The 24,540-nt window shown below is 63.8% G+C and carries 17 protein-coding genes and 1 tRNA gene; 9 read left to right on the top strand and 9 right to left on the bottom strand.

The window, feature by feature from the left end:
• Window positions 1-4 precede the first annotated feature (4 nt).
• From ABIE49_RS39695 to ABIE49_RS39680, 4 genes are all read right to left on the bottom strand, one after another.
• Window positions 5-850: a phosphatase PAP2 family protein gene (locus tag ABIE49_RS39695; RefSeq protein ID WP_192735820.1), complete on the bottom strand. Its 846-nt coding sequence runs from the start codon at window positions 848-850 to the stop codon at window positions 5-7.
• Window position 851: 1 nt separating this feature from the next.
• Window positions 852-2,594 carry an ArnT family glycosyltransferase gene (locus ABIE49_RS39690; RefSeq protein WP_192735819.1) on the bottom strand — a complete coding sequence of 581 codons (1,743 nt, stop codon included), beginning with the start codon at window positions 2,592-2,594 and terminating at the stop codon, window positions 852-854.
• A 96-nt stretch (window positions 2,595-2,690) separates the two neighbouring features.
• Entirely contained in the window at window positions 2,691-4,754 is a 2,064-nt protein-coding gene (pbpC, locus tag ABIE49_RS39685) for a penicillin-binding protein 1C (protein WP_502916017.1), read from the bottom strand.
• 53 nt (window positions 4,755-4,807) lie between these two features.
• Window positions 4,808-10,015: an alpha-2-macroglobulin family protein gene (locus ABIE49_RS39680; RefSeq protein WP_192735818.1), complete on the bottom strand. Its 5,208-nt coding sequence runs from the start codon at window positions 10,013-10,015 to the stop codon at window positions 4,808-4,810.
• A 290-nt stretch (window positions 10,016-10,305) separates the two neighbouring features.
• Between ABIE49_RS39680 and ABIE49_RS39675 the strand changes: the two genes are divergently transcribed.
• Window positions 10,306-10,382: transfer RNA gene (locus ABIE49_RS39675), tRNA-Arg, on the top strand.
• 405 nt (window positions 10,383-10,787) lie between these two features.
• Here ABIE49_RS39675 and ABIE49_RS39670 read toward each other — a convergent pair.
• Window positions 10,788-10,991 (bottom strand): hypothetical protein, encoded by a 204-nt coding sequence (locus tag ABIE49_RS39670; RefSeq protein ID WP_192735817.1) that lies wholly within the window; start codon window positions 10,989-10,991, stop codon window positions 10,788-10,790.
• Between the two features lie 1,052 nt (window positions 10,992-12,043).
• On the opposite strand from ABIE49_RS39670, the gene ABIE49_RS39665 reads away from it, so the two are divergent.
• From ABIE49_RS39665 to dctP, 4 genes are all read left to right on the top strand, one after another.
• On the top strand, window positions 12,044-12,412 hold the full coding sequence (locus ABIE49_RS39665; RefSeq protein WP_192735816.1) for a hypothetical protein: 369 nt from the start codon (window positions 12,044-12,046) through the stop codon (window positions 12,410-12,412).
• A 270-nt stretch (window positions 12,413-12,682) separates the two neighbouring features.
• A complete protein-coding gene (locus ABIE49_RS39660) occupies window positions 12,683-12,907 on the top strand; it encodes a hypothetical protein (protein ID WP_192735815.1) in 225 nt (74 codons plus the stop codon).
• A 258-nt stretch (window positions 12,908-13,165) separates the two neighbouring features.
• Complete coding sequence (locus tag ABIE49_RS39655) at window positions 13,166-13,525, top strand: DUF6481 family protein (protein ID WP_192735814.1); 360 nt, start codon at window positions 13,166-13,168, stop codon at window positions 13,523-13,525.
• Window positions 13,526-14,056: 531 nt separating this feature from the next.
• On the top strand, window positions 14,057-15,079 hold the full coding sequence (gene dctP, locus ABIE49_RS39650) for a TRAP transporter substrate-binding protein DctP (protein ID WP_192735813.1): 1,023 nt from the start codon (window positions 14,057-14,059) through the stop codon (window positions 15,077-15,079).
• Window positions 15,080-15,089: 10 nt separating this feature from the next.
• On the opposite strand, the gene ABIE49_RS39645 is transcribed toward dctP, so the two are convergent.
• Window positions 15,090-15,788 (bottom strand): GntR family transcriptional regulator, encoded by a 699-nt coding sequence (locus ABIE49_RS39645; protein ID WP_192735812.1) that lies wholly within the window; start codon window positions 15,786-15,788, stop codon window positions 15,090-15,092.
• A gap of 188 nt (window positions 15,789-15,976) precedes the next feature.
• Here ABIE49_RS39645 and ABIE49_RS39640 point away from each other — a divergent pair, with 188 nt between their 5' ends.
• From ABIE49_RS39640 to ABIE49_RS39625, 4 genes are all read left to right on the top strand, one after another.
• Window positions 15,977-16,600, top strand: a complete 624-nt coding sequence (locus tag ABIE49_RS39640; protein ID WP_192735811.1) for a TRAP transporter small permease — start codon at window positions 15,977-15,979, stop codon at window positions 16,598-16,600.
• Window positions 16,600-17,865, top strand: a complete 1,266-nt coding sequence (locus tag ABIE49_RS39635) for a TRAP transporter large permease (protein ID WP_192735810.1) — start codon at window positions 16,600-16,602, stop codon at window positions 17,863-17,865. Before ABIE49_RS39640 ends, ABIE49_RS39635 begins: the two co-directional genes overlap by 1 nt.
• Before the next feature lie 26 nt (window positions 17,866-17,891).
• Window positions 17,892-18,875, top strand: coding sequence for a TRAP transporter substrate-binding protein (locus ABIE49_RS39630; RefSeq protein WP_192735809.1), 984 nt, complete (start codon window positions 17,892-17,894; stop codon window positions 18,873-18,875).
• 76 nt (window positions 18,876-18,951) lie between these two features.
• Window positions 18,952-19,878, top strand: coding sequence for a dihydrodipicolinate synthase family protein (locus ABIE49_RS39625; RefSeq protein WP_192735808.1), 927 nt, complete (start codon window positions 18,952-18,954; stop codon window positions 19,876-19,878).
• Window positions 19,879-19,883: 5 nt separating this feature from the next.
• Here ABIE49_RS39625 and ABIE49_RS39620 read toward each other — a convergent pair whose 3' ends face one another.
• From ABIE49_RS39620 to ABIE49_RS39610, 3 genes are read right to left on the bottom strand one after another with little or no spacing between them, the layout of a single operon-like run.
• Window positions 19,884-20,792 (bottom strand): hydroxymethylglutaryl-CoA lyase, encoded by a 909-nt coding sequence (locus ABIE49_RS39620; protein ID WP_192735807.1) that lies wholly within the window; start codon window positions 20,790-20,792, stop codon window positions 19,884-19,886.
• A 7-nt stretch (window positions 20,793-20,799) separates the two neighbouring features.
• Window positions 20,800-22,806 (bottom strand): acetyl/propionyl/methylcrotonyl-CoA carboxylase subunit alpha, encoded by a 2,007-nt coding sequence (locus ABIE49_RS39615; RefSeq protein ID WP_192735806.1) that lies wholly within the window; start codon window positions 22,804-22,806, stop codon window positions 20,800-20,802.
• Window positions 22,807-22,820: 14 nt separating this feature from the next.
• Window positions 22,821-24,425, bottom strand: coding sequence for a carboxyl transferase domain-containing protein (locus ABIE49_RS39610; RefSeq protein ID WP_192735805.1), 1,605 nt, complete (start codon window positions 24,423-24,425; stop codon window positions 22,821-22,823).
• Window positions 24,426-24,540 lie beyond the last annotated feature (115 nt).

Here is a 24,540-nt window from a genome sequence, read left to right as displayed (position 1 = left end):
GCTTTTATGGGGCGAATGCGCCCCGGGCAACCCTTTTGAGGCGTCCCGAGGAAGGCCCTACCAGTGGCAGAATTGTGCCGTCGCGGTGGATTGCAAAGCCGAGCCGCCGCGCTGCGAACCAGTAGCGCACGAACATCGCGCCGATGGTGCCGACCAGCGCGCCCGCGACCACGTCGCTGGGATGATGGGCCAGCAGCACCAGGCGGGTTACACAGATGACGAGGGCATAAATGAGCATCGTGGTCCGCGCCTGCGGCCAAAGCGCCGACACGGCAAAGGCCAGCGCGAAAGCACAGGTCGCATGGCCCGAGGGGAAGCTCGAATACGCCCCTGTTCCGTTGAAGTGCGAGAAATGGAACACGTTGCCTTCGCCGCCGACGAACGGCCGGCCGCGGCCGACGGCCCATTTGATGACTTCGGTAATCAGTGCGGACACCATCACGGCGCAGAATAAAAACTGCAAACGGGTGCCGAGACCGAGCAACAGGGACCGCTGAATGCCTCGGAACGCGGGTGCTGCTATCGCAACCAGGATCAAGAGCGCGCCCAGCGCCGCCAGCACATATTCATCCTTGCCGAAATCGGTGACAATGCGCATCCACCACAGCGAGGGCGTGCCCCGCTTCGGCATCTGGCCGATCTCCCAGGCATCGAGCACGAACATCAACGCGATGATGGCGGCCCCGAGGCCGGCCGACAGCAGCAATGCGTGACGCGCCGCCCGGCGGCCCGCCTCGGCCCGCCGCGAGTGCGACGGCGTACGCACGAGTTGGACCAGCGAGCGCCACCCCAGCACCACAAAGCGCGAAAGATAGTTTTGGGATTCGGCGATGACGGTCGGCGCTGGCATCTTATTCTGTGCCTTCGGAGCGGAAGATTGCGATTGAAACCGCCTTGCCCTGCGAGATGTTATAACCCTCGACACGCGTCGCAACGTTATAGCGCAGCCCGATCGCTTCGGCGCGCTGGACAAAACCGCGCTCCGAGCGCGATTCCACCAACGCAAAGCGGCAGGTGCCCTGCCCCAGGAAATCCGCGGCGCCCGATCCGTCGGTCAACAGCGTACTGGTTCCGGTCATGAAGACGAGACTTGGTTCGTGGAAACCGGCAGCCGCGGCCTTCGGTCCGACGCAGACGACGTTGCGCAGCGCTCGTGCGATGCCTGCGCTAGGAAACAGCGTCGTCAGCGACGGCAACACGATGCCATAGACGGCGATCGCCAAGCACATCGCTGCAATCACGGCATGCAACAGCGAGCGCTCGGCGCGGCTTTCCTCGAACAGCCACCAGGCGATCAGGCCGAAGATCATCGCCGCCGCCAGCACCGGCCAGGCCGGAAACACCGGCTGATGCGTCAGCTTGATCGCCGCAACGATCGCGATCACGGCCGTACTCACGGGGATTATAAACCACCAGGCCGCGCCGCGCCTCAGCCAGGAGCGTGACAACACGCGGCGCTCCAGCGCCCCGACGGTCAGGATGGCGATGGCCGGATAGAGCGGCAGCACGTAGTGCGGAAGCTTGGTCATCACCAGTTCGAACACGATCCACGACGGAACCAGCCACGCCAGCAGGTACTGCGCGCCGGGCTCGCGCCGAGCCCGCCAAACAGCCGGGGCCGCCATCCCCGCCAGCGGCGCACCGGGCCAGAACGTCACCCAGAACAGCAGCAGATACAGGCCGGGAGGCGCGCCATGGGACTCCTGCGCGGCGAGCTTGCTCAGCATGTCGCCGCCGAGCGAGTTGGTGAAGAACGCATCGCCCGCGCGCCAGAAAATCGCGACGAACCACGGCAGGACCAGTACCAGCGTCCACATCAGGCCCCAGACCGGGCGCATGCGCCACAGCCAGACCGCCGAGCGGTCGAGGATCGCCAGCGCCGCGATGGTCAATCCCACGAACATCAGGATCAGCGGGCCCTTGAGCAGAATGCCGCCGGCCAGCGCCGTCCAGAAAATCGCGGGCGAACTCCACGGCGGCCGCGCCGGGTCCTCGCCGCGCTGCCAGGACAGATAGACCCGCGCCATCGCCCCCATCGCGGCGGTGACTGACAGCAGCAGCATCGCATCGGTCTTGGCCAGCCGCGCTTCGGCGCCGAGCAAGACGCAGCTGCACATCATCAACGCCGCCAGCGCGGCGCCGCTCCGGGTCACAAAGGCGAGCGCCGTCCAGTAGGTCAGCAGGACCGCGCCGATCGCGCCGATCAGGGAGGGAACGCGATAGAGCCAGATGCGCAATTCCGCCCGCGGCAGGCCGAGCTTTGAGGCGGTTTCGACCACGGCGGCCTGCATCCAGTAAATGCCGACCGGCTTCTTGTAGCGGACGTCATCCTGAAAGCGGATGTCAACATATTCGTCGCTTTCGACCATCTGCTTGGTCGCCTGCGCAAACCGCGCCTCATCGCGGTCGATGGCCGGAATCGTGAAGAAACCGGGCACGAAAAGCACGATGGCGCACAGCGTCAGGAAGATGATCGCGCGGAAATGGCTGGCCGTGGCGAAGTCAAACGCGGCGAGCAGCCTGCGGCTGGAATTCGCAGGTTTCACAGACTGTTGGCCTGCTCCAAATCGCCGGGGTTGCACGGTTTCAACCATCTTGTTCGCATACGATGAAACCGCACTGCAAACAACACCGCAGTTCCCGCTATCCGGCGGTGTCCCCGGGCGCCTGATCGGTCAAATTGTACCTGTTCATTGCACCCGGATCACCACCGTGTCGGCGGCGCCGGTCGCGTCGATGACGGTGAGGCGTGCAAAGCCCGGTCCGGGCGGCTCGACCAGGCGTTGACGCCGGCTGCCGATCTCGCCGACCGCGATACCGTTCACCAGCATGGTCAGCGGCAGCACACCGCCGGCGACCTTGACCGGCATCGCCGAGAATTGCCCATCGTTGGAACGGTCGACATCGATCCGTGAACCGTTCAGCGGAAACTGGATGCGCGGCGCCTGATCGCTGCCGGTGCGGACCAGTTCGCCGACGGGGCGAAAGCGCCGGAGCGGCACCGGAAGCTTGGCGTTACCAGCGATCAGCGCGCCCTTCGGCGGTTTCGGCAATGCCGCCGGTATCTTTCCGGTGCGGGCGAAAGCGTCGAACAGGATCGGCGCGGCGGCGGTACGGCCGGCCAGCCCGGCCACCGGCGCGCCGTCGGGACGCCCGACCCATACGCCGATGGTGATGCGGCCGTCGAAGCCGACCGACCAGGCGTCGCGATAGCCGTAGCTGGTGCCGGTCTTGAACGCGATGCGGTTGTGCACGCCGTTTTCCGGCGGCGGCGTGCCGATCAGGACGTTGCCGACCTGCCAGGCGGCGGCCTGATCCATCAGGCGCATCGGATCGCGCTCGTCCTTGTCGATCACGATCTCACGCAGCGGTTTGGTGGTGCCGAGCCGCGCCAGCCCTGCATAGAGTTGCGCCAGATCCTGCAGGGTAACGCCGACGCCGCCGAGTCCCATGGCAAGGCCCGGCGCTTCATCCTTTGGCAGCACCAGATTGCCGCCGGCCTGCTTCAGCCGCGACGACAGCCGGCTGGAGCCGACGCGGTCGAGCAGCGCGATCGCCGGCACGTTGAGGGACAGTTGCAGCGCCTTGCGCACGGGAACCGTGCCCTGAAACGTCATGTCGAAATTTTCGGGCGCGTAGGAGCCGAACCGGATCGGACGATCGTCGATCAGGCTCTCCGGATGCACAAAGCCGTCTTCGAAGGCGAGACCGTAGATGAAGGGCTTTAGCGTCGAACCCGGCGAGCGCACCGCGCGGGTCATGTCGACCTGTCCGGCGCGCCGCTCGTCGAAATAATCCGATGAGCCGACCCGCGCCAATACGTCGCCGCTTTCGTTGTCGACCGCGATCATCGCTACCGAAATGTTCGGTCCCTGCGCAATCGCGCGGTCGCGCGCCAGCGCTTCAAGGGTCTTCTGCAGGCCTGCATCCAGCGTCAGCTTGATGACCAGCGTATCCTTCACCGTCGCCATCGACTGATCGGAGGAATGCGGCGCCAAGATCGGCATCGGCTTGCGCAGCCGGGGCACGGCGACGGCCCTGGCCTGAACGGCATCCTCTTCGCTTACGCGCTGTTCATTCACCATGCGTTCCAGCACGCGATCGCGCGCGGCGCGGGCGACCTCGGGATGGCGGTCGAGGCGGCGCGTCTCCGGCGATTGCGGCAGCGCCACCAAGAGTGCCGCTTCCGCCAGCGACAGCCGCTTCGGCTCCTTGCCGAAATAGGCGATCGACGCGGCGCGGACGCCCTCGAGATTGCCGCCGAACGGCGCCAGCGCCAGATAGAGATCGAGGATCTGATCCTTGTTCAGTTGCCGTTCGATCTGGATCGCGCGCACCATCTGGCGCAGCTTGGCGTAAACCGAACGCTCGCGCCGCGGCTCCATCAGCCGCGCCAATTGCATCGTAATCGTCGAACCGCCGGACACGATGTGACCGCGCGTCACCAGTTGAAGCGCGGCACGGCCAAGCGCCAGCGGGTCGACGCCGCGATGCGCGTGGAAGCGGCGGTCTTCGTAGGCCAGCAGTAGCTTGAGATATCCGGGGTCGACACCGGTTTTGGCATCGACCGGCAACCGCCAGCGCCCGTCGGGCATCGCATAGGCGCGCAGCAATTTGCCGTTGCGGTCGATGATCGAGGTCGAGACCTTGCGCGCCTGCTCCAGCGGCAGCGGGCCGAGCGAGGCGACCCAGCCGGTGAACGCGCCGACCGTCATCAGGCTGACGACGGCCGATATCGCCGCTGCCTTCCTGATCCATCGCCAGCGGCCCTTCGGAGGGCTTGCCGGTGCTATGGGCCCCATCTCGCTCATTTGGCCGGACGCACCTCCACAGTGCCGGTGCCGGTGCGGCCGTAGCGCGAGGGGTTGTACATGTCCTCGACATAGGCCTGCGGCAGCACGTATTTGCCGGGGGAAACCGCGCGCACGACATAGGCGACGGTGAACACCGCCGTATCGTCGCTGGCGCGATCGATGGCCGCGGTGAAGCGGTCATCGCGGAACTCGGTATTCTCGGGCTCCTCACCGTCCTCGATCCAGTCCAGCGTGCCTTTGTCGCCGGAAGACACCAGGCGCGGGTTGTCGATCTCGAGGCCGGCCGGGAGATAATCGGCCACCATGATGTGCCCGTATTCCGGCTTGGCCTCGGTGATCTTCAGGACGACCGCGAAGCGATCGTTCTGCTTGGCCTTGCTGATATCGGCGGGCCTGCCGTCGAGCGTGAAGTAATTGCGCTCGACCTTGAAGCCGTTCGAAGCCGCGGGCTCCGGCGTGACCGGCGAACCCGAGACCGAGACCACGGCCTGCACCGGTGCGTCGCCGGTGTTGGTGATCTTGACCGGCTTGCCGACCATCTGCTCGGCCTTGTAGCTGCGATAGGCCGCCGTCTTGATCGGCGAACCATCGATATCGAGCGCCATCGTCTCCTTCGACAGCGCGCGCGAGGCCAAGACCAGCCAGGCGTTTTCCTGCGTCGAGGTGTAGGGCGAAAGGCCCCGCGCAACTTCGACCCGCTGCACCGCCTGCGTCAGCGTCGCCCGCGGGGCGTTGCCTTCGCTGGCGAGCGAGACCAGCGCTGCGGCATCGCGTAAAGCGCTGCCATAGTCGACGCGGCCGAACTCGATCACAGGCTTCGGCGCCAGTGCATCGAGCGCTGCGCCGTAGACGCGTTCCGCCCTCGCCTTGTCGCCGACCAACGCCAGCGCCGCCGCCAGTTGCGATTTTGCAATCGGCGTCGCCAGATTGTTCAGCTTGGTGTCGGCGAGATAGCGCAGATCGCCGATCGGGGCGGCGCCATTGCGGGCGAGCACGTAAAGGCCGTAGGCCAGATCGCGGCCGCCGTCCTTTTCGGGCTCGTTAGCGTTGACAACGGAGTTGCGGATCCGGTCGAGCGCGCTCTTGAACAGCACATCCGGCACCGCAAAGCCCTTTTCACGGGCGCGGGTCAGGAAATCAGTCACATAGGCATCGAGCCAGGCGTCATCGCCGCCCGCCGACCACAGGCCGAACGAGCCGTTCGAGCCCTGGCGTGCGAGCAGCCGCTCAATCGCGTCCCGGATGCGCTGATCGACCGCGGTATCCATCGCCAGATGGGCACCTGCGGCGAGATCGTTGACGTAGAGCAGCGGCAGCGCGCGGCTGGTGATCTGTTCGGAACAGCCGTGCGGATAGCGATCCAGCGCTTTGAGGATGGTCGCCGCATCGAGTGCGGTGGACAGGCTGACGGAGAGCGACACGCTGCCCGTTCCCGACACCAGGTCGGTGAACATGTCCGAGGTCAGCGTCAGGCTCTCGCCCTTGGCCAGGGTCCGGATCGAACGGCGCGCCAGCACCTGCGTCGCCGCCTTGACGTCGAGCGCATAATGCCGCGCCAGCGCCAGGCCGTTCGGACCCTTGATGTCGACGTCGAAATTGGCGGTGCCGGCGCCGCCGCCGTCGATCGCCAGCGACATCGAGGTCCGCTGCTTGGCGGCGAGCTTCACCGTGGTGCTCGGATTACCCGACACCCTCACCGGGCCCGTCGTCTTGACGCTGATGGTGTAATCGCCGGGTGCACCTTCAACGTTGTCGAGATCAAAGCTCATGGTGCCGCGGTCGCCATTGAGCAGGAAGCGCGGCAATGTTGCGGTCAGCACCACGGGATCACGCACGGTGACGTCTGTCGTGGCGCGGCCCAGCCGGGTCGAACTCCACGCTACCGCCATGACACGCGCGGTACCGGCGAACTCCGGAATGTCGAAGCTGATCTCGGCAGACCCGTCAGGGCCGACCGTGACGATGCCGGAATAGAGCGCGAGCGGTTTCTGGGTGGGCGGTGAGCCCTGCAGCTCGGCGCCGGCACCGTCACCGCCGGTCTTGAGCTGGCCACGGGTGCCCTGCATGCCGTCGATCAATTGCCCATAGAGGTCGCGGATCTCGGACGTGAGGCGGCGCTGGCCGAGATAGAAATCATCCGGCGCCGGCGGCTTGTAATTGGTCAGGTTGAGAATGCCGACATCGACGGCGGCGACGACGATCTTGGCGTCTTCGCCGGGGTTGAGCCCGCCGAGCTTGACCGGAATCTTCAGCGCGGTGCCGGGGCGGACCAGCGGCGGCGGCGAGAGCGCCACCTGCAGGGTGCGGGCCTTCTTGTCGATGCCGAACCATTTCAGGCCGATCGCCCGTCCGGGCATCCGCAAGGCTGCGGCGTCGAGCGGACGGCGCAGCGTCGCCAGCACATAGGCGCCGGTGCCCCAATCCTTGCCGACTGTCAGCTTGACCTGCTGGGTGCCTTCCTTGACGTCCACGGTCTGGGTGGTGAGCAGGCGGTCGCCCAGGACGTTGATGGTCAGCTTGCCGGCCGTGCGCGCGTTGACCGACACCACCATGGTATCGCCGGAGGCGTATTCCGGCTTGTCGATCGAGGTTTCGAGCAGATCGGGGGTGTCGGCGCTGCCGTCGGAATACCAGCCGACGTCGAACTGGACCGAGGTGACCGGCCCATCGGCCTCTGATGATTTGACGTCGAGGCGATAGCGGCCAGGCTGCGGCGCCAGCGACACGCGCGCCGCCTTGTCGGCTGACAGCCTCAGGTCGCCATCGGCGACGCGCGAGGTCGATTTGACCGGCTCATATTCCCAGGACGAATTCTGCCGGTACCACTGGTAGCGGGATTCCATCTTCAGGAGCTCGTAACGCAGGCCGTCGCGCGGCAATTGCTTGCCGTCGGGGGCGACGAACACCACGTCGAACTCGGCCTTGTCGCCCTCCGCGACGCTCTTCTCGCCAAACAGCGGCTTGATGCCGATCAAGGGCGTGGCGGGCGCCACCGGGAGCACCAGCTTACGCTCGACGGCGCGGCCACCGGCCTCCGCCATCCGGACGAAGATTTGCGCCTCCTGCGGGCGGGTCGAAGTTGGCGCCTTGGCCAGCGACACCGGGAACGTCGCCACGCCATTGGCGTCGGCCTCCGGCAGGTTCTCAATCGGGGTGCGCTCGTTGCTGGCGGTTTCCTCGTCGGCAACGCCGAACTGGTAGCCGGGATAGCCCGGCCGCCCGGAGGCTGCCGAGGTGACCAGCATGTCGCCTTCGAGCTGCAAACCGGAAGCCGGCGCACCGTAGAGGAAACGACCATCGACCTTAAGTTCAACTGGAACTTCAGCTTTGATCATCTTCTCCTTGCTGGAGATGTTGAATTCGATCCGTTCGGGGATGTAGTCCTCGACCATGAAGGTGGTCTCGCCGACCGCCGACCCCTTGGGGTCGGTGAAGGCGCGCACCCGCCAGGTCCCGGTCGGGACCGCGGAATTGAGCGGAACCACCATGCTCCGGCCGCCGGCTCCCTGGTCAGGCAGCACGGCGCGGCGGAATTCGACGCCATCGGGCCGCTCGATCACCAGCGTCAGCGGCCCGCCGGTCATCGCGTTGCCCTGCCCGTCGCGCAGCAGCGCGGTGAGGTAGACGGTCTCGGTGGAACGGTAGACGCCGCGCTCGGCATAGACGAAGGCGTCGGCACCTGATGGCACCATCCGGCCCGACACGCCGCGGTCGGTGAGGTCGAACGCGTTGGTCTTGAGGCTGAGGAAAGCGTAGTCCGACTTCTCGCTCATGACCGTCAGCAACGCCGGCGACAGCCCGCCCTCGCCGCGCGCCAGTCCCGCCTCGAACAGCACGTGGCCGGAATCGTCGGTCTTGCGGGTAGCCAGGATCTCGTTATTGCGCGCAATCAGCCGCACCTCGGCCTTGCCGACCGCCTCGGTGGATGCCAGCGAATTGACGAACACGTGGATGCCGTCATTGCCTGAAAACGCCGACAGGCCCATGTCGGAGACGATGAACCACTGCGTCGCCAGCCTTCCGTCATCATCGCTGCCGGGGCCTTTGGCTGACGCCGTCATCACATAGACGCCGGGCTGCAGGTCGCCCAGCGCCTGATCGACCGGGAACGCGGTAATGACATCCTGGTTGAGCGTGCTGGCGGTGGCGAGTTCGCCGGTCCAGACCTTGACGCCCTTCTCGTCACCGAGATCGCTCAATTGGTAGCTCGACAGCGTCTTCTGGAAGTCGCTGTCGATCACAGTATTGATCAGGTTGCGGTCGCCGATCCGGAACACGTTGACGTTCACCGCAGGCGTATTGACGCTGACCAGCGGGATGCCGCGCTGGCCGGTACGCGGCAGCACATAGGCGCGCCCGGTAAAGCGCACGAACGGCTTGCGGTCGCGGACATAGATGTTGAATTCGGCCGATTTCGGCAGGGTTTCCTTGACCGTGGACGGCAGGCCGGCACGCAGATTGATGTTGTAGCGCTCGCCGTGCTTCAGGCCATCGACGCAAAGCTGCTTGCCCTCGGCCGACAGCGCCGGCTTGTCGGTGCCGGCCAGCGCCAGGAACGGCGCAAAATCGACCCGTTTTGCCAGATCTTCAGAGAACTGGAAGCACGCCCGCGGTGACGCGCCGTCGGAGTCCACGGTGTAATCCAAAAGACGAAAACCGTGCTGATCGCGCATCTTCTCATATTGGCCGCGCACCTCGGCGACCTCGCGCATATCGAGCGACAGCCGCAGCGCATCCAGCGCCGGGCGCCAGAGCTTGCGGTCGGACATCGCCCGGCCCAGCACAGCCAGCGCATCGGCCTCCTCGGCGGCGTTGCCGGCGCGCTGATAGGCGATGTAGGCCGCGGTCGAGGCGCGCTCGAGCAGGAAGGTCTGTTCGCTCGAGCTTGCGGAACGGATCTGGAAGATGGTCTTGGCGAGTTTGAGCCAGTTGGCGCTGTCCTCGGGCGTGGTGGCCGCGATCTGTCCGAGGATTTGCAGGCCGGTGCGGAAGTCGGAACGCTTGAAGGCGGTATCCGCATCGGTTCGCAGCGTCGCGCTGGATTTGGCGACCGGCCCCGCCTCGCTCTTGATCTGGGCCTCCAGCTTGACCGCGGAATCCGCAAGATCGTCGCGTTTGAAGGCTTTATCTGCTGCCTGCGCTGCGACCAGGCCAAGCGCCATCGTGGCGCAAACGACTGCGGCGCGAACCAAACCGATCATGATGGAGCTCCTTGGGCGGACGACCGCCTCGCAACGGACGAAAAGTGCGCGAAAAGGTGACGGACTGATGGCGATGGTGGAGGCTTGCGAAAAAGTCGCATGCGGCATGGCTTTGGCAGTCCAAGGTCCCGGACCGCACCGGCGGGGGTTGCCGGCGCAGCATTGATTGATGGGCGGACCGATGGCAATGGTCCGCCGTCTGGCTTTGTCGCAGCCTGAAGGAAATCGGTTCGGAACGGACTTGGCTCCGAAGCGGATTTTTCATAATGGCAGTGCTAGAAAGACTCGACGGTCCCATAGCTCAACTGGATAGAGTAACGGATTTCTACTCCGTGGGTTGCAGGTTCGAATCCTGCTGGGATCGCCAATGATTTCAAAGGGGTAGACGGCACGCCCTCGAAAGAGTCGTGTCGCTTCTGTGTCGAAAAAGCTTCACGAGCATCTTGGCTACGAGATCGATATGGTCGCCGGAGCATTAGAGGCTATCGCGGCAGGCCATCCGGTTTGGTTTCGGAGGATGAGTGCCATTGCCGGAGTGAATGGCAGAGCATCAGTCGCATTTTGCCGCAAGGGAATCGGGCAAGAAAGAGCGCCAGTTGCTGTGCGCCGTTGATGTCGAGCGAGTATGGCGAACGGAGCGCGGTCTAACCGTGAGGCGGCTCACATACGATAAACCCGCCGGCGTGACCCGGCGGGCCTTTTTCAAAGACATCCAGTAGCGCACCGGGGTAGCGATGGATGGAGTTCGATCTAATGCGCTCGCCCGCGCGGATCAGATGCAACCGCCGCCGACGCCCTTCAGCACCCCACAGGCATACCTCCCGATCGCGACACCGCCAACACCGTTTATGTAGATGCCTAATGCGACACCGTTCTCGCCAATGTCGATACCAAGTCCACCGAGCTGCAACTTCAAGCCACCCGAGACCACGTCGAGTTCGAGTGCTGACAAGCTGCCGTCGTTTAGCTCACTCATTGAAATCTCCTGTTTCCTGAGAAGAGACCATTCCCTTCTCAAGCCGAGTAGTCGCAGGAGTGTCGGTCGTGCCCCTGTTCCCTAGGTGACAGATCACGAGTGCTAGTGTGAGCGAGATCACCTCACATGGACGAAACCAACCTGCGCGGCCACGCCCCAAGTGGTTAGCTACTGACCGGGTTGTGATTTGCGCGGCATGGCTTGAATGCCTCTTAATGGGCAGAACTCTGGCAGCTAGGTTGCATCAAAACATCATGACCACCCGAAAGTCTGTTAACGTCGCTGATGTTATCGCGAGGGAAGCGCTCCGCGCCCAGACTGAACGGCGTCGTTTCATCCATGTCGACCCTCTGGACAAGCCCCTTTTGAAGGAGGCTGAGCGTCGCTGGAAAAAAGCCCGAAGCGCACTGCTTGGTTTAGAGTGCAACGAGCCTACAAGCAAAGCGCGACGATAAGAAACCAGCCGCCTGATCATTGGCATGCACGCTTCGGTCTCGCTCGGTACTAATACCAAGTTTTCCCGAATCTACTTCCCGGCAATAAACTCCGCTGTTAGACTTTACGGTGGCGCTCATCAAAACGCCGCCGGGAGCGCTTTGGAATGACCCCGTCCGCGCTAGCCCCCCGGACGGGGTTTTTATTTGTCTACACTGCCATTTCAGTGTGACGTTGGGATCGGTTTACCGACTTGGGGTATGATCCACCGGATGAGCCAACCTGCCAAAGACCAACCATCGATGGTCGAGATACTGCACCGCATTAGCGAGCAGTACGCTGAGCAAGTCCGCGAAGCCGCGAACATACCGGAACATACCTACCCCTTTGGAGATACCCGCGCGCTCTAAACGGGAACGCTCGCGGATCATGGGTGGAACTTAAAGCGTCCTAAATTCGGCTTGCAAGTGTTCGAATTAGGACCGCACCAAACCCGCCGGCGTGAACCGGCGGGCGTCCGACGGGACAAACTCAGTTAGCCGGTTCTCAGATTTTTCGCGGACGTTTTGCCCGGTTCTCGGTTTCTTCGTAACCCGCCGGCGTGATCCGACAGGTTCATGGACCAGCAGCGCGGCCGCAACGCGCCCAATCGCCGCCCGGTGACGTCGCACCAGCATCGCGCCTACGTCCGGCTTCGCGTGCAGGCCGGTTCCCTCGTTACACGAACCGATGCAGATTTGGCGTGCGTCAGCCTCCTGCAGGTGGTCCAGACAAACGCCATCCGGCTGCACTGCCAATCCGGCCCGAGCGCGGCGCTGGACACCGGCTCCGGATACGCCAGTCCAACCGCGACACCGCCCGCGACGCAGGCGAACAAAACGATCGCTGCGGCAAGAACGACATTTTTAAGGGTGCACCAATTCGGGATCATGGCGGTCACTCCATTCAGGACCTGCCGCAACATAGGCTCGCGCCTGCCTTCCTAATGTGAGCGAACTCACAGATTTTCAGCATTCGGGTGCGACCGATTGCACCCGGCAGGTTCCGGCCCAGCCCGGACGGCGTTACCGATCGTATCGGGCTCCTCTCCTGACGTCCGACCGCGCCACAACCTGTGCGCTATCTGCCGGATCAATTCTGCAACACTCGCACGCCAAGATGCGCGGCAAGGGGGATAAGTCCCGCAAATGCGTTGCGCGCCTGGAGGGGTTAATCAACAGTGTTGGTTTGGGGAAAGCGCGTGTGCGGAGCGTGCCATGAGCAAGCAGGAAGTGGGCTACGACTACGATCGCTATCGAAAACTACTGGCTGAAGCGACCGACGATGCCAAGCGGCTCGAACTCATCGATCTCATGATCAAGGAGAGAGCTCGCGACAGGCTGGAAGCCCAGCGAACTTCCGATCGCGTGGCGATGACGGCCGTTACGGTTGCGAAAATTCTCGGCCCGGGCGGCCGCCGCGACCAATTCAGGGACGATTAGAACAGCCACTGCCTGGCCCGGCTCGGAACCGGTTTTAGCCGGCGCTGCTGTCGCTTGTGTCGAGGCACACGCCATCGGCGCTCCGGCCAGGGCAGCCAGCGCGCTCACTGGCATCGGCCGACCAACCGGGCCGTTCACGGAAATCTCCCTGTTTGCCCCCTTCGGCGCTGGCATTTTGTCGCCGGTTCACCTACTGAAGCGCAAACCGCCAATCCCCTGTGTTTCACAACCAATCAAGAAAACGACAAGGCCCCTTTTATGAGTGGATTCAAGGAACCCAGCTTCGCCGACCGCCAGAAGGCCGCCCAGCAAGCGAGACAGAACATCCTGAACAAGTTCAAGGCCCAGCCCGGCCCTGACGATCCGGAGGTGAAGCAGCGTCAGGCCGAGCGCGAAGCGCAGGCGGCCGCCCGCGCCAAGGCCAAGGAAGCCCGCGAAGCCGCCAAGGCCGAAGCCAAGGCGCGCGAGGAAGAAGCTGCAGCCGCGGCTGCCGCCCAGCTCGCCCGCGAAAAGGAAGAAGAGGCCGCCAGACAGGCAGCCCTCGAGGCCGAAGCGAAGGCCAAACGCGATGCGCGCTACGCGGCCCGCAAGAGCGGCGGCAAAGGCAAGAAGAAGTAACGCGCTCGTTCGGACGCGGGCATCCGCGCCGGAAATCGCAAGCCGCCGCGCGGGCGAGCCCGACTGAAAAAACAAACGACGGCCTGGCCATTGTTCATGCCGTCTTTCACCATCCCGCCGTCCTTTCATGGCGTCCGTCTTCCCGTCCCTACTCGTGGCACTCCTGGACGTATCGAACAGCGGCCGTTCTTCGTGAGTCGTCCCTGCGCTTATTGTCCTGAACGGCGGCAGGCGCGACCTAAAAGGGATATGCGTCATTACCGGCCATAGCGGATAATTGAAGCAGCCAGCGCACGCATCCCAGGAAACGGAGGCGGACGCATGGTTGACGAGTCCTTCGTAAAACACTCCCCCTTCCTACGTGTGCACTGCGGCAGACCTTGAAGTCTGGCTCTGGAATCAGCCACTGCTGCCTTGAGCGACAGGCTGGTTCGAACGATCAGAACAGAAAATCTACGCACGGCAGCCGGTTAAGCTGCGCTCAAGGCCGGCTTGGTCACGTCGATCAAGGATGGAATTCAGGGGAGAACCATGCTCACACGCCGCCATGTTCTCGGATCCGCGCTCGCCGCGCCTGCCATCCTTCGCTTCGGCACGGGTACCGCACACGCCGCAACGAGGCTGAAGATTTCGCATCAATTTCCGGGCGGCAGCATCGACAGGGGTGATTTCCGCGACCGCCTGTGCCGTACGTTCGCGCAGGAAGTCGCTAGGCGCAGCGGCGGCGAGATCGCGGCCGAGGTTTATCCGAACTCCTCACTGATCAAGGCCAACGCGCAATTCTCGGCGATGCGTAAAGGTGATCTTGATCTGAGCCTCTATCCCCTTCCCTATGCCGGCGACGAATTGCCGGAAACTAATATCGGCCTGATGCCTGGACTGGTTTCGACCTACGATCAGGGCTTGCGCTGGAAAACGCACCCCGTCGGCAAGGCGCTGACCGATTTCCTGGCCGACAAGGGCATCATCTTGCTGAGCTGGGTCTGGCAGGCCGGTGGCGTCGCCAGCCGTTCCAGGCCGATCGTCGCTCCGGAAGACGCCAAGGGCCTCAAGGTTCGCGGCGGTTCGCGCGAGATGGACATGGTGCTGCTGACCGCGGGCGCAGCGGTGCTTTCGGTACCGTCCAACGAACTCTATGCGGCGATGCAGAGCGGCGCCTGCGATGCCGGAATTACTTCGTCCACCAGTCTGATCTCGTTCCGTCTGGAGGAGGTCGCACAATCGCTGACCTCGGGCGCGGGCGCCTCCTACTGGTTCATGCTGGAGCCGCTGTTGATGTCGAAAGCGCGCTTCGACAAGCTGCCGAAGAACCAGCAGGACATCATTCGCGCGGTCGGCGCTGACCTCGAAGCCTTCGGCAAGACGGGTGCGCAGGACGACGATATCGAAGTCGCCAAGGTCTATGAGAAGGCCGGCGCCCAAGTCACCGCGCTCGATGCGGCAACCGTGGCCATGTGGCGCGACATCGCGCGCGATACCGCGTGGAAGGACTACAGTGCCGCGACGGCGACGTCGGCCAATCTGCTGAAGCTCGCAAGCGACGTCGCAGCCTGATGCGTTCGCACTACTCGCCTGCCCGCGTTCCCCGCTTGGAACGAACTGCGATCGAGCCGCCGCCGACGACGTGCAACAGATCCGCTCTCACGGATTCGATATGCTGCTCCAGAAACCGGCATGCCTCGTCGATTTGCTGTGCCCGGCACAGCGCGATCAGATGGGCGTGCTCCTTTTCAGCGATCCCCATTGCCTTGGTATTGGATAGTTGCAGGCGCGTGTAGCGGTCGCTGGTTTGCAGCAGCGCGATGACGATCGCCTTGGTCCGCGGCTGGCGTGCCTGCGCGTAGAGCGCCATGTGAAACTCGGCATTGAGCTGCCCCCATTCGCTGACGTTGCGTGCCTTGATCGCCTTCTCGAAGCGCTTCTGGATATCGTCCAACCCGTCGAGGTCCTTGGCGGCAAAGCAAGGTGCGGATTGCGCCAGCAGCCGCGGCTCCAGGATCCGGCGCAGATCGAACACGTCGTTGATTTCGTCGAGCGACAGTTCCGAAACGATCGCCCCCTTTTGCGGCACGATCCGTACCAGGCCTTCGGCTTCGAGCTGAAACAGCGCTTCACGAACCGGAATGCGGCTCACGCCATAAGCATCGCCCAGCGCGTCCTGCCGCAGTTGGGATCCCGCCGGATAGGTGCCGTCGAGAATCGATTGTCTGAGCTGGTCGACGATCGCAGCCGACAAGGTCCGGTGCTTTAGCGGGACTTTCATTTGATCTTCCGTCTTCATCGCCGGCCCTCCAGTCGAGGCGGTCTTGTTTCGCACGTTGAAGTGGTCCGCCCCAGCACAAAGCCGGTGCGAGGTCCACGATTCACCCCGCAATCTCCATTGACAGCAAGATTGTATAAATTATACATTTTGCGAATGCACGGCAAATTTCGCGGGCTGCGGGGCTCCCCATGATCGAACAAACGGCTTCCGATGCGCCGGCGTTCAGCGCCCGCAGCGTCGCGGTCTGGGCCTCCGGCGCCCTGCTCGCATGCGAGCGCCTTGCCCTGATGGGCTTGATGTATCTGCTGACGGCCCTGATCCTGGTGAACGTCGTCACCCGCTATTCGCATTTTCCGATCTACTGGATCGATGAATCGGCCGTCTATTGCGTGGTCTGGCTGACATTTATCGGCGCCTCCGCGATGACCCGGCTGAGACTCGATTTTGCCGTCACCATGCTCACCGAACGGCTTTCGGCACGAACTCAGAAGCTTGCCAAGGTGATCGCAACCGGCATGGTCGTGGTGTTCGGCGTGTCGCTGATCGCCACCTGCTGGCTCTGGATGGACCCGGTTGGCCTCGCCCGTGCCGGCTTCGACGCCCGCAAATTTGCCGGCGAGACCTTCAACTTCCTCTACACCGAGCGCACCCAGACGCTGAATTGGCCGACCTGGGTGGTGTATCTGACGCTGCCGATCTTTGCCGTGTCGATCACGATCCACGGCATCGCCAATCTGCTCGAGGACCTCGAACTCGTGCCACGAACGGCCTTGAAGGGCTTCCAGCTCTCCGAGCTCGACGGGGTCAACTGATGATCACGTCGGCGGCCTTCATGGTGATCATGCTGGTCGGCGTGCCGATCGGTCTATGTCTCTGTCTCGCCGGCTTCGTCTACATCATCGCGTCGGGCAATCCGGTGCTGTTTCAATCCTATCCGCTGCAATTGTTCGGCGGCGTCGACAGTTACGGACTGATCGCGATACCGCTGTTCATCCTGATCGGCGAAATCATGAATGGCGGCGGCATTACCCGGCGCATCGTCGACATGGCGATGGCGTTTGTCGGTTCGCTGAAGGGCGGGCTGGCCTACGTCAACATCCTCGCCAACATGTTCATCTCCTCCATCCTCGGTTCGGCGACCGCGCAGGTCGCGATCATGGCGCAGATCATGGTCCCGGAAATGGAGAAGAAGGGCTACGACCGGACCTTTGCAGCGGGCCTGACCGCCTATGGCGGCATGCTCGGGCCGATCATTCCGCCATCCGTGATGTTCGTGGTCTACAGCGTGCTGGCGCAGGTCTCGGTCAGCGACATGCTGATCGCCGGCATCGTGCCCGGCGTGATCCTCACGGTGATGTTCTGCCTCGTCATTGCGCTGATGGGTTACGTCTACAACTACCCGCGCGCCGAATATCAGACGCCGCGGCAGCGCGTGGCGACGATCCTGCGCACCTGTCCGACACTGCTGATTCCGATCGTCATCGTCGGCTCGATCCTTGGGGGCCTCGCCAATGCGACGGAGTCGGCGGCCGTCGGCGCAGTCGCGGCGGCCCTGATCGGAAAATACTGGACCAGGGAATTCGAATTCTCGCAGCTGCCGCAGATGATGCTGCGCTCCGGCATCTATTCGGCCATCGTGCTGTTTCTGGTGGCGGCCGCCGCCGTGTTCTCCTGGGTGCTGATCTTCGGCAAGGTGCCGCAGGAAACCGCGGCGTGGATCCAGTCGGTTGCCAAGGATCCGATCAGCTTCATGCTGCTTTGCAACGCCATCCTGCTGGTGATCGGCACGGTGATTGACGGAATTCCCGGACTGATCATGACGGTGCCGATCCTGCTGCCGGTCGCCACCGAGATCTATCACATCGATCCCCGGCATTTCGGCGTGGTGGTGGTCATCAATTTGGTGCTTGGCCTGTTGTCGCCGCCGGTGGGCCTTTGCTTCTTCGTCGCCGCCGCCGTCACCGGTGCCAAGCCGGGAAAGATGTTCATCGTGACGCTGCCTTTCTTTGGGATCTCCTGCGTCCTGCTGGTGCTGCTCTCGCTCTATCCCTCCCTGTCCCTCGTCCTCATCAAGTGAATCGCCCAACTTAACGGAGCCTTGTCATGACTATTTCACGTCGCCGATTTCTTGCCGCCAGCGCGGCCGTGCCGTTGTTCGCGCCCTCGCTCGCGCTGGCGCAGGCCAAGGAGTTTCGCCTCGGCCTCATCACGCCCAACGGGCACTCCTGGAACAAGGCCGCCCTCAAGCTCGGCGAGGACCTGAAGGCTGCCACCAGCGGCCGCCTGACCATGACCGTGTTTCACTCCGGGCAGCTCGGCAACGAGCCGGCCATGATGCAGCAGCTGCAATCCGGCGCGCTCGACATGGGCTTCATCCAGGCCGCCGAACTCGGTTCACGCGTGCCGCACATCGCCGCGATCAACGCGCCCTACATCGTGCGTTCGACGCCATCGGTGGCCAAGTTCGTCCGCCATCCCGCGGCGGTCAAACTGTTCGACGTGCTGCCGCAGGAAACCGGAACGATCGGTCTGGGCTGGGGCATCACCGGCATGCGCGCGATCTTCTCGGCCAAGGACCTGACTGGTCTGGCCGATATCAAAGGCATGAAGCTGCGCATCAATCCGACGCCGGTCTATCGCGACTTCTATTCTTCGCTGGGTGCTGCGCCGACACCGATCCCGACGCCGCAGGTGTTCGACGCCATGTCGAACGGCCAGGTCGATGGCCTCGAGGCCGACCTCGAATTCTCCTGGAACCAGCGCTTCGACAAGGTCGCCAAGGTCATCCTGCAGATGAACGCCGTCTTCATGCCGATGGCGGCCGTCGTCTCCGGCCGCGTGTGGCAGTCGCTGCCGGCAGCCGACAAGGAGCTGATCGCCAAGACCGTCAAATCGACGCTCGATGCCCAGATCGACGAACTCGCCGGCAACGAGCCCAAGCTGATCGAGAACTTCCGCAACGCGCCGATCCCGATCCGGCAGGTCGCGACGGCGGATACCGAGGCTGTCATTGCCGAGTTCGACAAGATCTGGCTGCCCAAGGCGCCGGTTCTCGCCGAGCTGCGCAAGGTCGGCGCGACGCTCTGACCCTTACCATCGTTCTTCCAGTCAAATCTCGGCGGATTCAGCGAATCCGCCGGAAAAACCCTATCGGAGCGAAACAATGAGCCCACGCATTTCCTGGGAAGGCGTCTTCCCGGCTGTTACCACGCAATTCCATGACGATCTGTCGCTCGACATCAACGCGACGGCGAAGGTGATGGACGGCCTGATCCGCGACGGGGTCTCCGGACTGATCATCTGCGGTTCGGTTGGCGAGAACACCTCGCTCGAGCGCAAGGAAAAGATCGCAATCATGGAGACGGCAAAGTCGGTTGCGGCCGGCCGCGTCCCTGTGTTGTGCGGCATCGCCGAGTTCACGACGGCCTTTGCGGTGGAAACCGCCAGGGAAGCCGCGCGGGTCGGGATCGACGGCATCATGGTGATGCCGGCGCTGGTCTATTCGTCCAAGCCGCACGAGACCGCCGCGCACTTCCGCTCGGTTGCTACCGCCACCGACCTGCCCGTGATGCTCTACAACAACCCGCCAATCTACAAGAACGACGTGACGCCGGATATTCTCGCCACGCTCGCGGACGTCGAGACGGTGGTGTGCTTCAAGGATTCTTCCGGAGACACACGGCGTTTCATCGACACCCGCAACATGGTCGGCGATCGCTTCGTGCTGTTTGCAGGGCTCGACGACGTCATAGTCGAGAGCGTGGCCATGGGCGCGGTCGGCTGGGTATCCGGTATGTCGAATGCCTTCCCGCGCGAGGGCGAGACCCTGTTCCGCCTCGCCAAGGCCGGCCGCTACGCCGAGGCGATGCCGCTTTACGAATGGTTCATGCCGCTGCTGCATCTCGATGCCCGCCCGGACCTTGTCCAGTGCATCAAGCTGTGCGAGCACATCATTGGCCGTGGCACCGCGCTGACCCGTCCGCCGCGGCTGGCCCTGCTGCCGCACGAAAAGGCGGAGGTCGAAGCCATCATGGCCACGGCGCTGAAGAACCGGCCGATGCTGCCGAATGTCGGCTTGAAGGCCGCCTAAGCGGTCTATTTCGCGGCGCGCATCTTTGCGTTCAATGCCGACGCAACGCGGCTGACCGGAGGCCTGCCAATCAAGCGGCTGACCTCATTGGTCGCAGCTAACAGCTTTGGCATGTCCACGCCGGTCGCGATCCCCAAGCCCTCGAGCATATAGACAACGTCCTCGGTCGCGACATTGCCGGTCGCGCCGGGGGCGTAGGGGCAGCCGCCGAGGCCGCCGGCGGCGGAATCGATCACGCGCGCGCCCTCCTCCATTCCAGCATAGAGATTGGCCAGCGCCTGCCCGTAGGTGTCATGGAAATGCATCGCGAGCTTTTCCATCGGCACGCTGCCGGCCACCGCACGCAGCAGCTGCCGGGCCTTCATCGGCGTACCGACGCCGATGGTATCGCCGAGCGACACCTCGTAGCAGCCGAGGTCCCACAGCGTTTTGGCGACGTCCACCACGGCCTGCGGCTTGACCTCGCCATCGAAGGGACAGCCGAGCACGCAGGAAATATAGCCGCGCACCCTGATGCCATCGGCCTTGGCGCGGGCGACCACCGGCTTGAAGCGCTCGATCGATTCCGCAACCGAGCAATTGATGTTGGCGCGGGAAAATCCTTCCGAGGCCGAGGCGAACACGGCAATGACCTTGGCGCCGGCGGCTTGCGAGGCCTCGTAACCCTTTTCGTTCGGCACCAGCACGTGGAATTCAGCGCCCGCGATATGGCTGACGCCGCGCAACACCTGGTCCGAACCGACCATCTGCGGGATCGCCTTGGGCGACACGAAAGCGCCGACCTCGACGGTGTGCAATCCTGCGCCGATCAACGCCTCGATGAAGGCAATCCGATCAGCCACACTGATCGGAGTCTTTTCGTTCTGCAGGCCGTCGCGCGGCCCGACTTCGACGATCCGGACAGCGTCGCTCATTTCGGCCTCACGAGGCTGCAGGTTCGACTTCGGCGAGTTCGACGCCTTCGCCGACGATATCGCCGACCTTGCATTTGATCTTCTTCAACACGCCGGCAAACGGCGCGCGCAGGGTCTGCTCCATCTTCATGACTTCCAGCGTCAGGATCGCAGCCCCCTTCTCCAGGGTCGCGCCCTCCTCGGCTAGCAACGCCACAACCGTGCCCGGCAACGGCGCCACGATCTTGTCCTCGCCGACATGTTCCTCGGTCTCGCCGCCGAACGGATCGACCCAATGCAGGTCAAAGCGCCCGTTGCGGGTGCGAAGATACAGTTCGTGACCCTCGATGACCGCGACGATATGGGATTTCATCCCGTCGAGCGTCAGATCAAAACCACCATCATCCGGCGGCGTCGTTGTGAAAACGAATTGGCGCTCGCCGATCGACAGCGTCGACGCCCCGTTGCCATAGTCCAGCGTGACCTTCTGCTCGGCGCCCTGGCCCTGGCGAAGCGCGAACACCCGCTGCCGCTGGCCGACCGGCTGCCAGCCAAAGGCCTGCCACGGCGAATGGGCCTCCTTGGCTGCGACCTTGCGCTCTTCGACGACGATAGCGGCGACCGCTGCACAGAGTTCAAGATGGCCGCACGCGTGTTTCGGGTCCGTCAGGCCCTTCAGTTCGCGTTCAATAAAACTGGTGTCGATGGTATTCGCCCGAACCTGCGGATGCGTCACCAGCGCCGACAGGAACGGGATGTTGGTCACGATGCCGCGGACGTCGGTCTCTTCCAGTCCGCGGTTGAGCCTCTCAATCGCGGCCTGCCGCGTCGGCGCCCACGCGATCACTTTGGCGAGCATGGCGTCGTAATAGGGCGATACCGCATCGCCGCTGCGATAGCCGGCGTCGATACGCAGGCCGTCAACGGCGTCGGGCGTGCGCCAGGTCTTGATCCGGCCGACCGATGGCATGAAGTTCTTCTGCGGATTTTCCGCGTAGACCCGCGCCTCGATGGCGTGGCCGTTCAGTTTGATCTCATTTTGAGCCAGCGGCAGCTTCTCGCCGAACGCCACCCGCAACTGCCATTCCACAAGGTCGACGCCGGTGATCAGTTCGGTCACGGGATGCTCGACCTGCAGGCGCGTGTTCATCTCGATAAAGAACACCTCCTTGCCGTCGGAGACGAATTCGATGGTGCCGGCGCCGACATAATTGACCGCCGCAGCCGCCTTGCGCGCGGCGGCACAGACCGCCTCGCGCTGGGTGGCGTCCAGCGTCGGCGACGGCGCTTCCTCGATCACCTTCTGATGGCGCCGCTGCAGCGTGCATTCGCGCTCGAACAGCGACAGCAGATTGCCGTGGCTGTCGCCGATGATCTGCACCTCGATGTGACGCGGGTTCAGGACGAATTTTTCTATCAGCATGCGGTCGTCGCCGAACGCCGCCTTGGCCTCGCGCTTGGCACTGACGATGGCCGCCGCCAGTTCACCGGCCGAATTGACCACACGCATGCCGCGCCCGCCGCCACCGGCGGAGGCCTTGACCAGCACCGGGAAGCCGATCTTGTCGGCGGCATTGGCCAGAACAGCCTCATCCTGGGCTTCGCCGTGATAGCCCGGCACCAGCGGCACGCCGGCCTTTTCCATCAAGGCCTTTGAGCCGGATTTGGAGCCCATTGCCGTCATCATCGCGGCGGTCGGACCGACGAACACCAGGCCGGCGTCGAGGCAGGCTTGCGCGAACTCGGCATTTTCGGACAGGAACCCGTAGCCGGGGTGCACCGCTTCGGCGCCGGTCTGGCGCGCAGCCTCAATGACCCGCTCGACGTTGAGGTAGCTGTCGCGGGCCCGCGCCGGCCCCAGCAGCACGGCCTCATCGGCCATGGCGACATGCATGGCGTCGCGGTCGGCCTCGGAATAGACGGCCACGGTGCGCAGCCCCATGGCGCGGGCGGAGCGGATCACGCGGCAGGCGATCTCGCCGCGGTTGGCGATCAAGAGCGTGCGAAAACGCCGGTATAGTTTCGAGCGGTCCATCATGAGTTCCTGCATCACATCCTGAACAGGCCGAATTTCGTCGGTTCGATCGGCGCGTTGGCAGCCGCGGACAATCCAAGGCCGAGCACCAGCCGCGTGTCGGCGGGATCGATCACCCCATCATCCCACAGCCGCGCGGTGGCATAATACGGACTGCCCTGGCTCTCATACTGAGCACGAATCGGCGCACGAAACTTCTCGTCGTCTTCGGCCGACCAGGTGTCGCCCTTCGCCTCGATACCGTCGCGCCGCACCTGGGCCAGAACCATCGACGCCTGCTCGCCGCCCATCACCGAAATGCGGGCGTTCGGCCACATCCAGAGGAAGCGCGGGCTGTAGGCCCGCCCCGACATGCCGTAATTGCCGGCGCCATAGGAGCCGCCGATCACGACCGTGAATTTCGGCACCCCGGCGGTCGCCACCGCCGTCACCAGCTTGGCGCCGTCGCGCGCGATGCCGCCGGCCTCGTATTTCTTGCCGACCATGAAGCCGGTGATGTTCTGCAGGAACACCAGCGGAATATTGCGCTGGCAGCACAATTCGATGAAGTGCGCGCCCTTCAGCGAGCTCTCGCTGAACAGGATGCCGTTATTGGCGATGATACCGACCGGATAGCCCCAGATATGGGCAAAGCCGCAGATCAGGGTCGTACCGTAAAGCTTCTTGAACTCATCGAACTCGGAACCATCGACGATCCGCGCGATGATGTCATGAACGTCGAACGGCTTGCGGCCGTCGGCGGAAACCACGCCGTAGATTTCCTCCGCCGGAAACAGCGGCTCGCGTGGCTCGCGCATGTTGAGCGTGGCGCGCGTCGGCGGCTTCAGCGTGGCGACGATCCGCCGCGCGATCCCGATCGCATGGGCGTCGTTCTGCGCGTAATGGTCGGTGACGCCGGATTGCCGCGAATGCACGTCGGCGCCGCCGAGCTCTTCGGCCGTGACCACCTCGCCGGTCGCGGCCTTCACCAGCGGCGGTCCGCCGAGAAAGATCGTGCCCTGGTTGCGCACGATGATGCTCTCGTCCGACATCGCGGGCACATAGGCGCCGCCGGCCGTGCAGGAGCCCATCACAATGGCGATCTGCGGAATGCCTTGCGCCGACATCTGCGCCTGGTTGTAGAAGATGCGGCCGAAATGCCGCTCGTCGGGAAAGATCTCGTCCTGCAGCGGCAGGAACGCGCCGCCGGAATCGACCATGTAGACGCAGGGCAGATTGTTCTGCCGCGCGATGTCCTGCGCGCGCAGATGCTTCTTCACGGTCATCGGATAATAGGTGCCTCCCTTGATGGTGGCGTCGTTGGCGACGATGACGCATTCGCGGCCCGAGATGCGCCCTACCCCGGTGATGACGCTGGCGGAATGGACGTCGCCGCCATAGAGGCCGTGGGCGGCCAGCGGCGACAATTCGAGGAACGCGGTCCCGGGATCGACCAGCAGGTCGACACGCTGGCGCGCCAGCATCTTCCCGCGCGAGGTATGCCGCGCGCGGGAGGTTTTGCCGCCGCCACCGGCAACCACCTTGAGTTTTTCTCTGAGGTCGGCGACGAGGCCGCGCATCACTTCGGCGTTGCGGGCAAAATCGGCGGATGTGGGATCGATCGTTGAATGAAGCGACATGGCCTATCGTTTCTTTGAGTGACGGGCGGTGGTGCGTGGCCTCTAGGACTGACGGGACAAGACCTCTCGCGAAACGGCGCGACAGGCTGTACCATCTTTGCGGCGAAGTGTCCCG

This window comes from Bradyrhizobium sp. OAE829 (assembly GCF_040546575.1).
In the GTDB taxonomy this organism is placed as follows: Bacteria; Pseudomonadota; Alphaproteobacteria; order Rhizobiales; family Xanthobacteraceae; genus Bradyrhizobium.
This window is presented reverse-complemented; position numbering and strand designations above follow the sequence as displayed.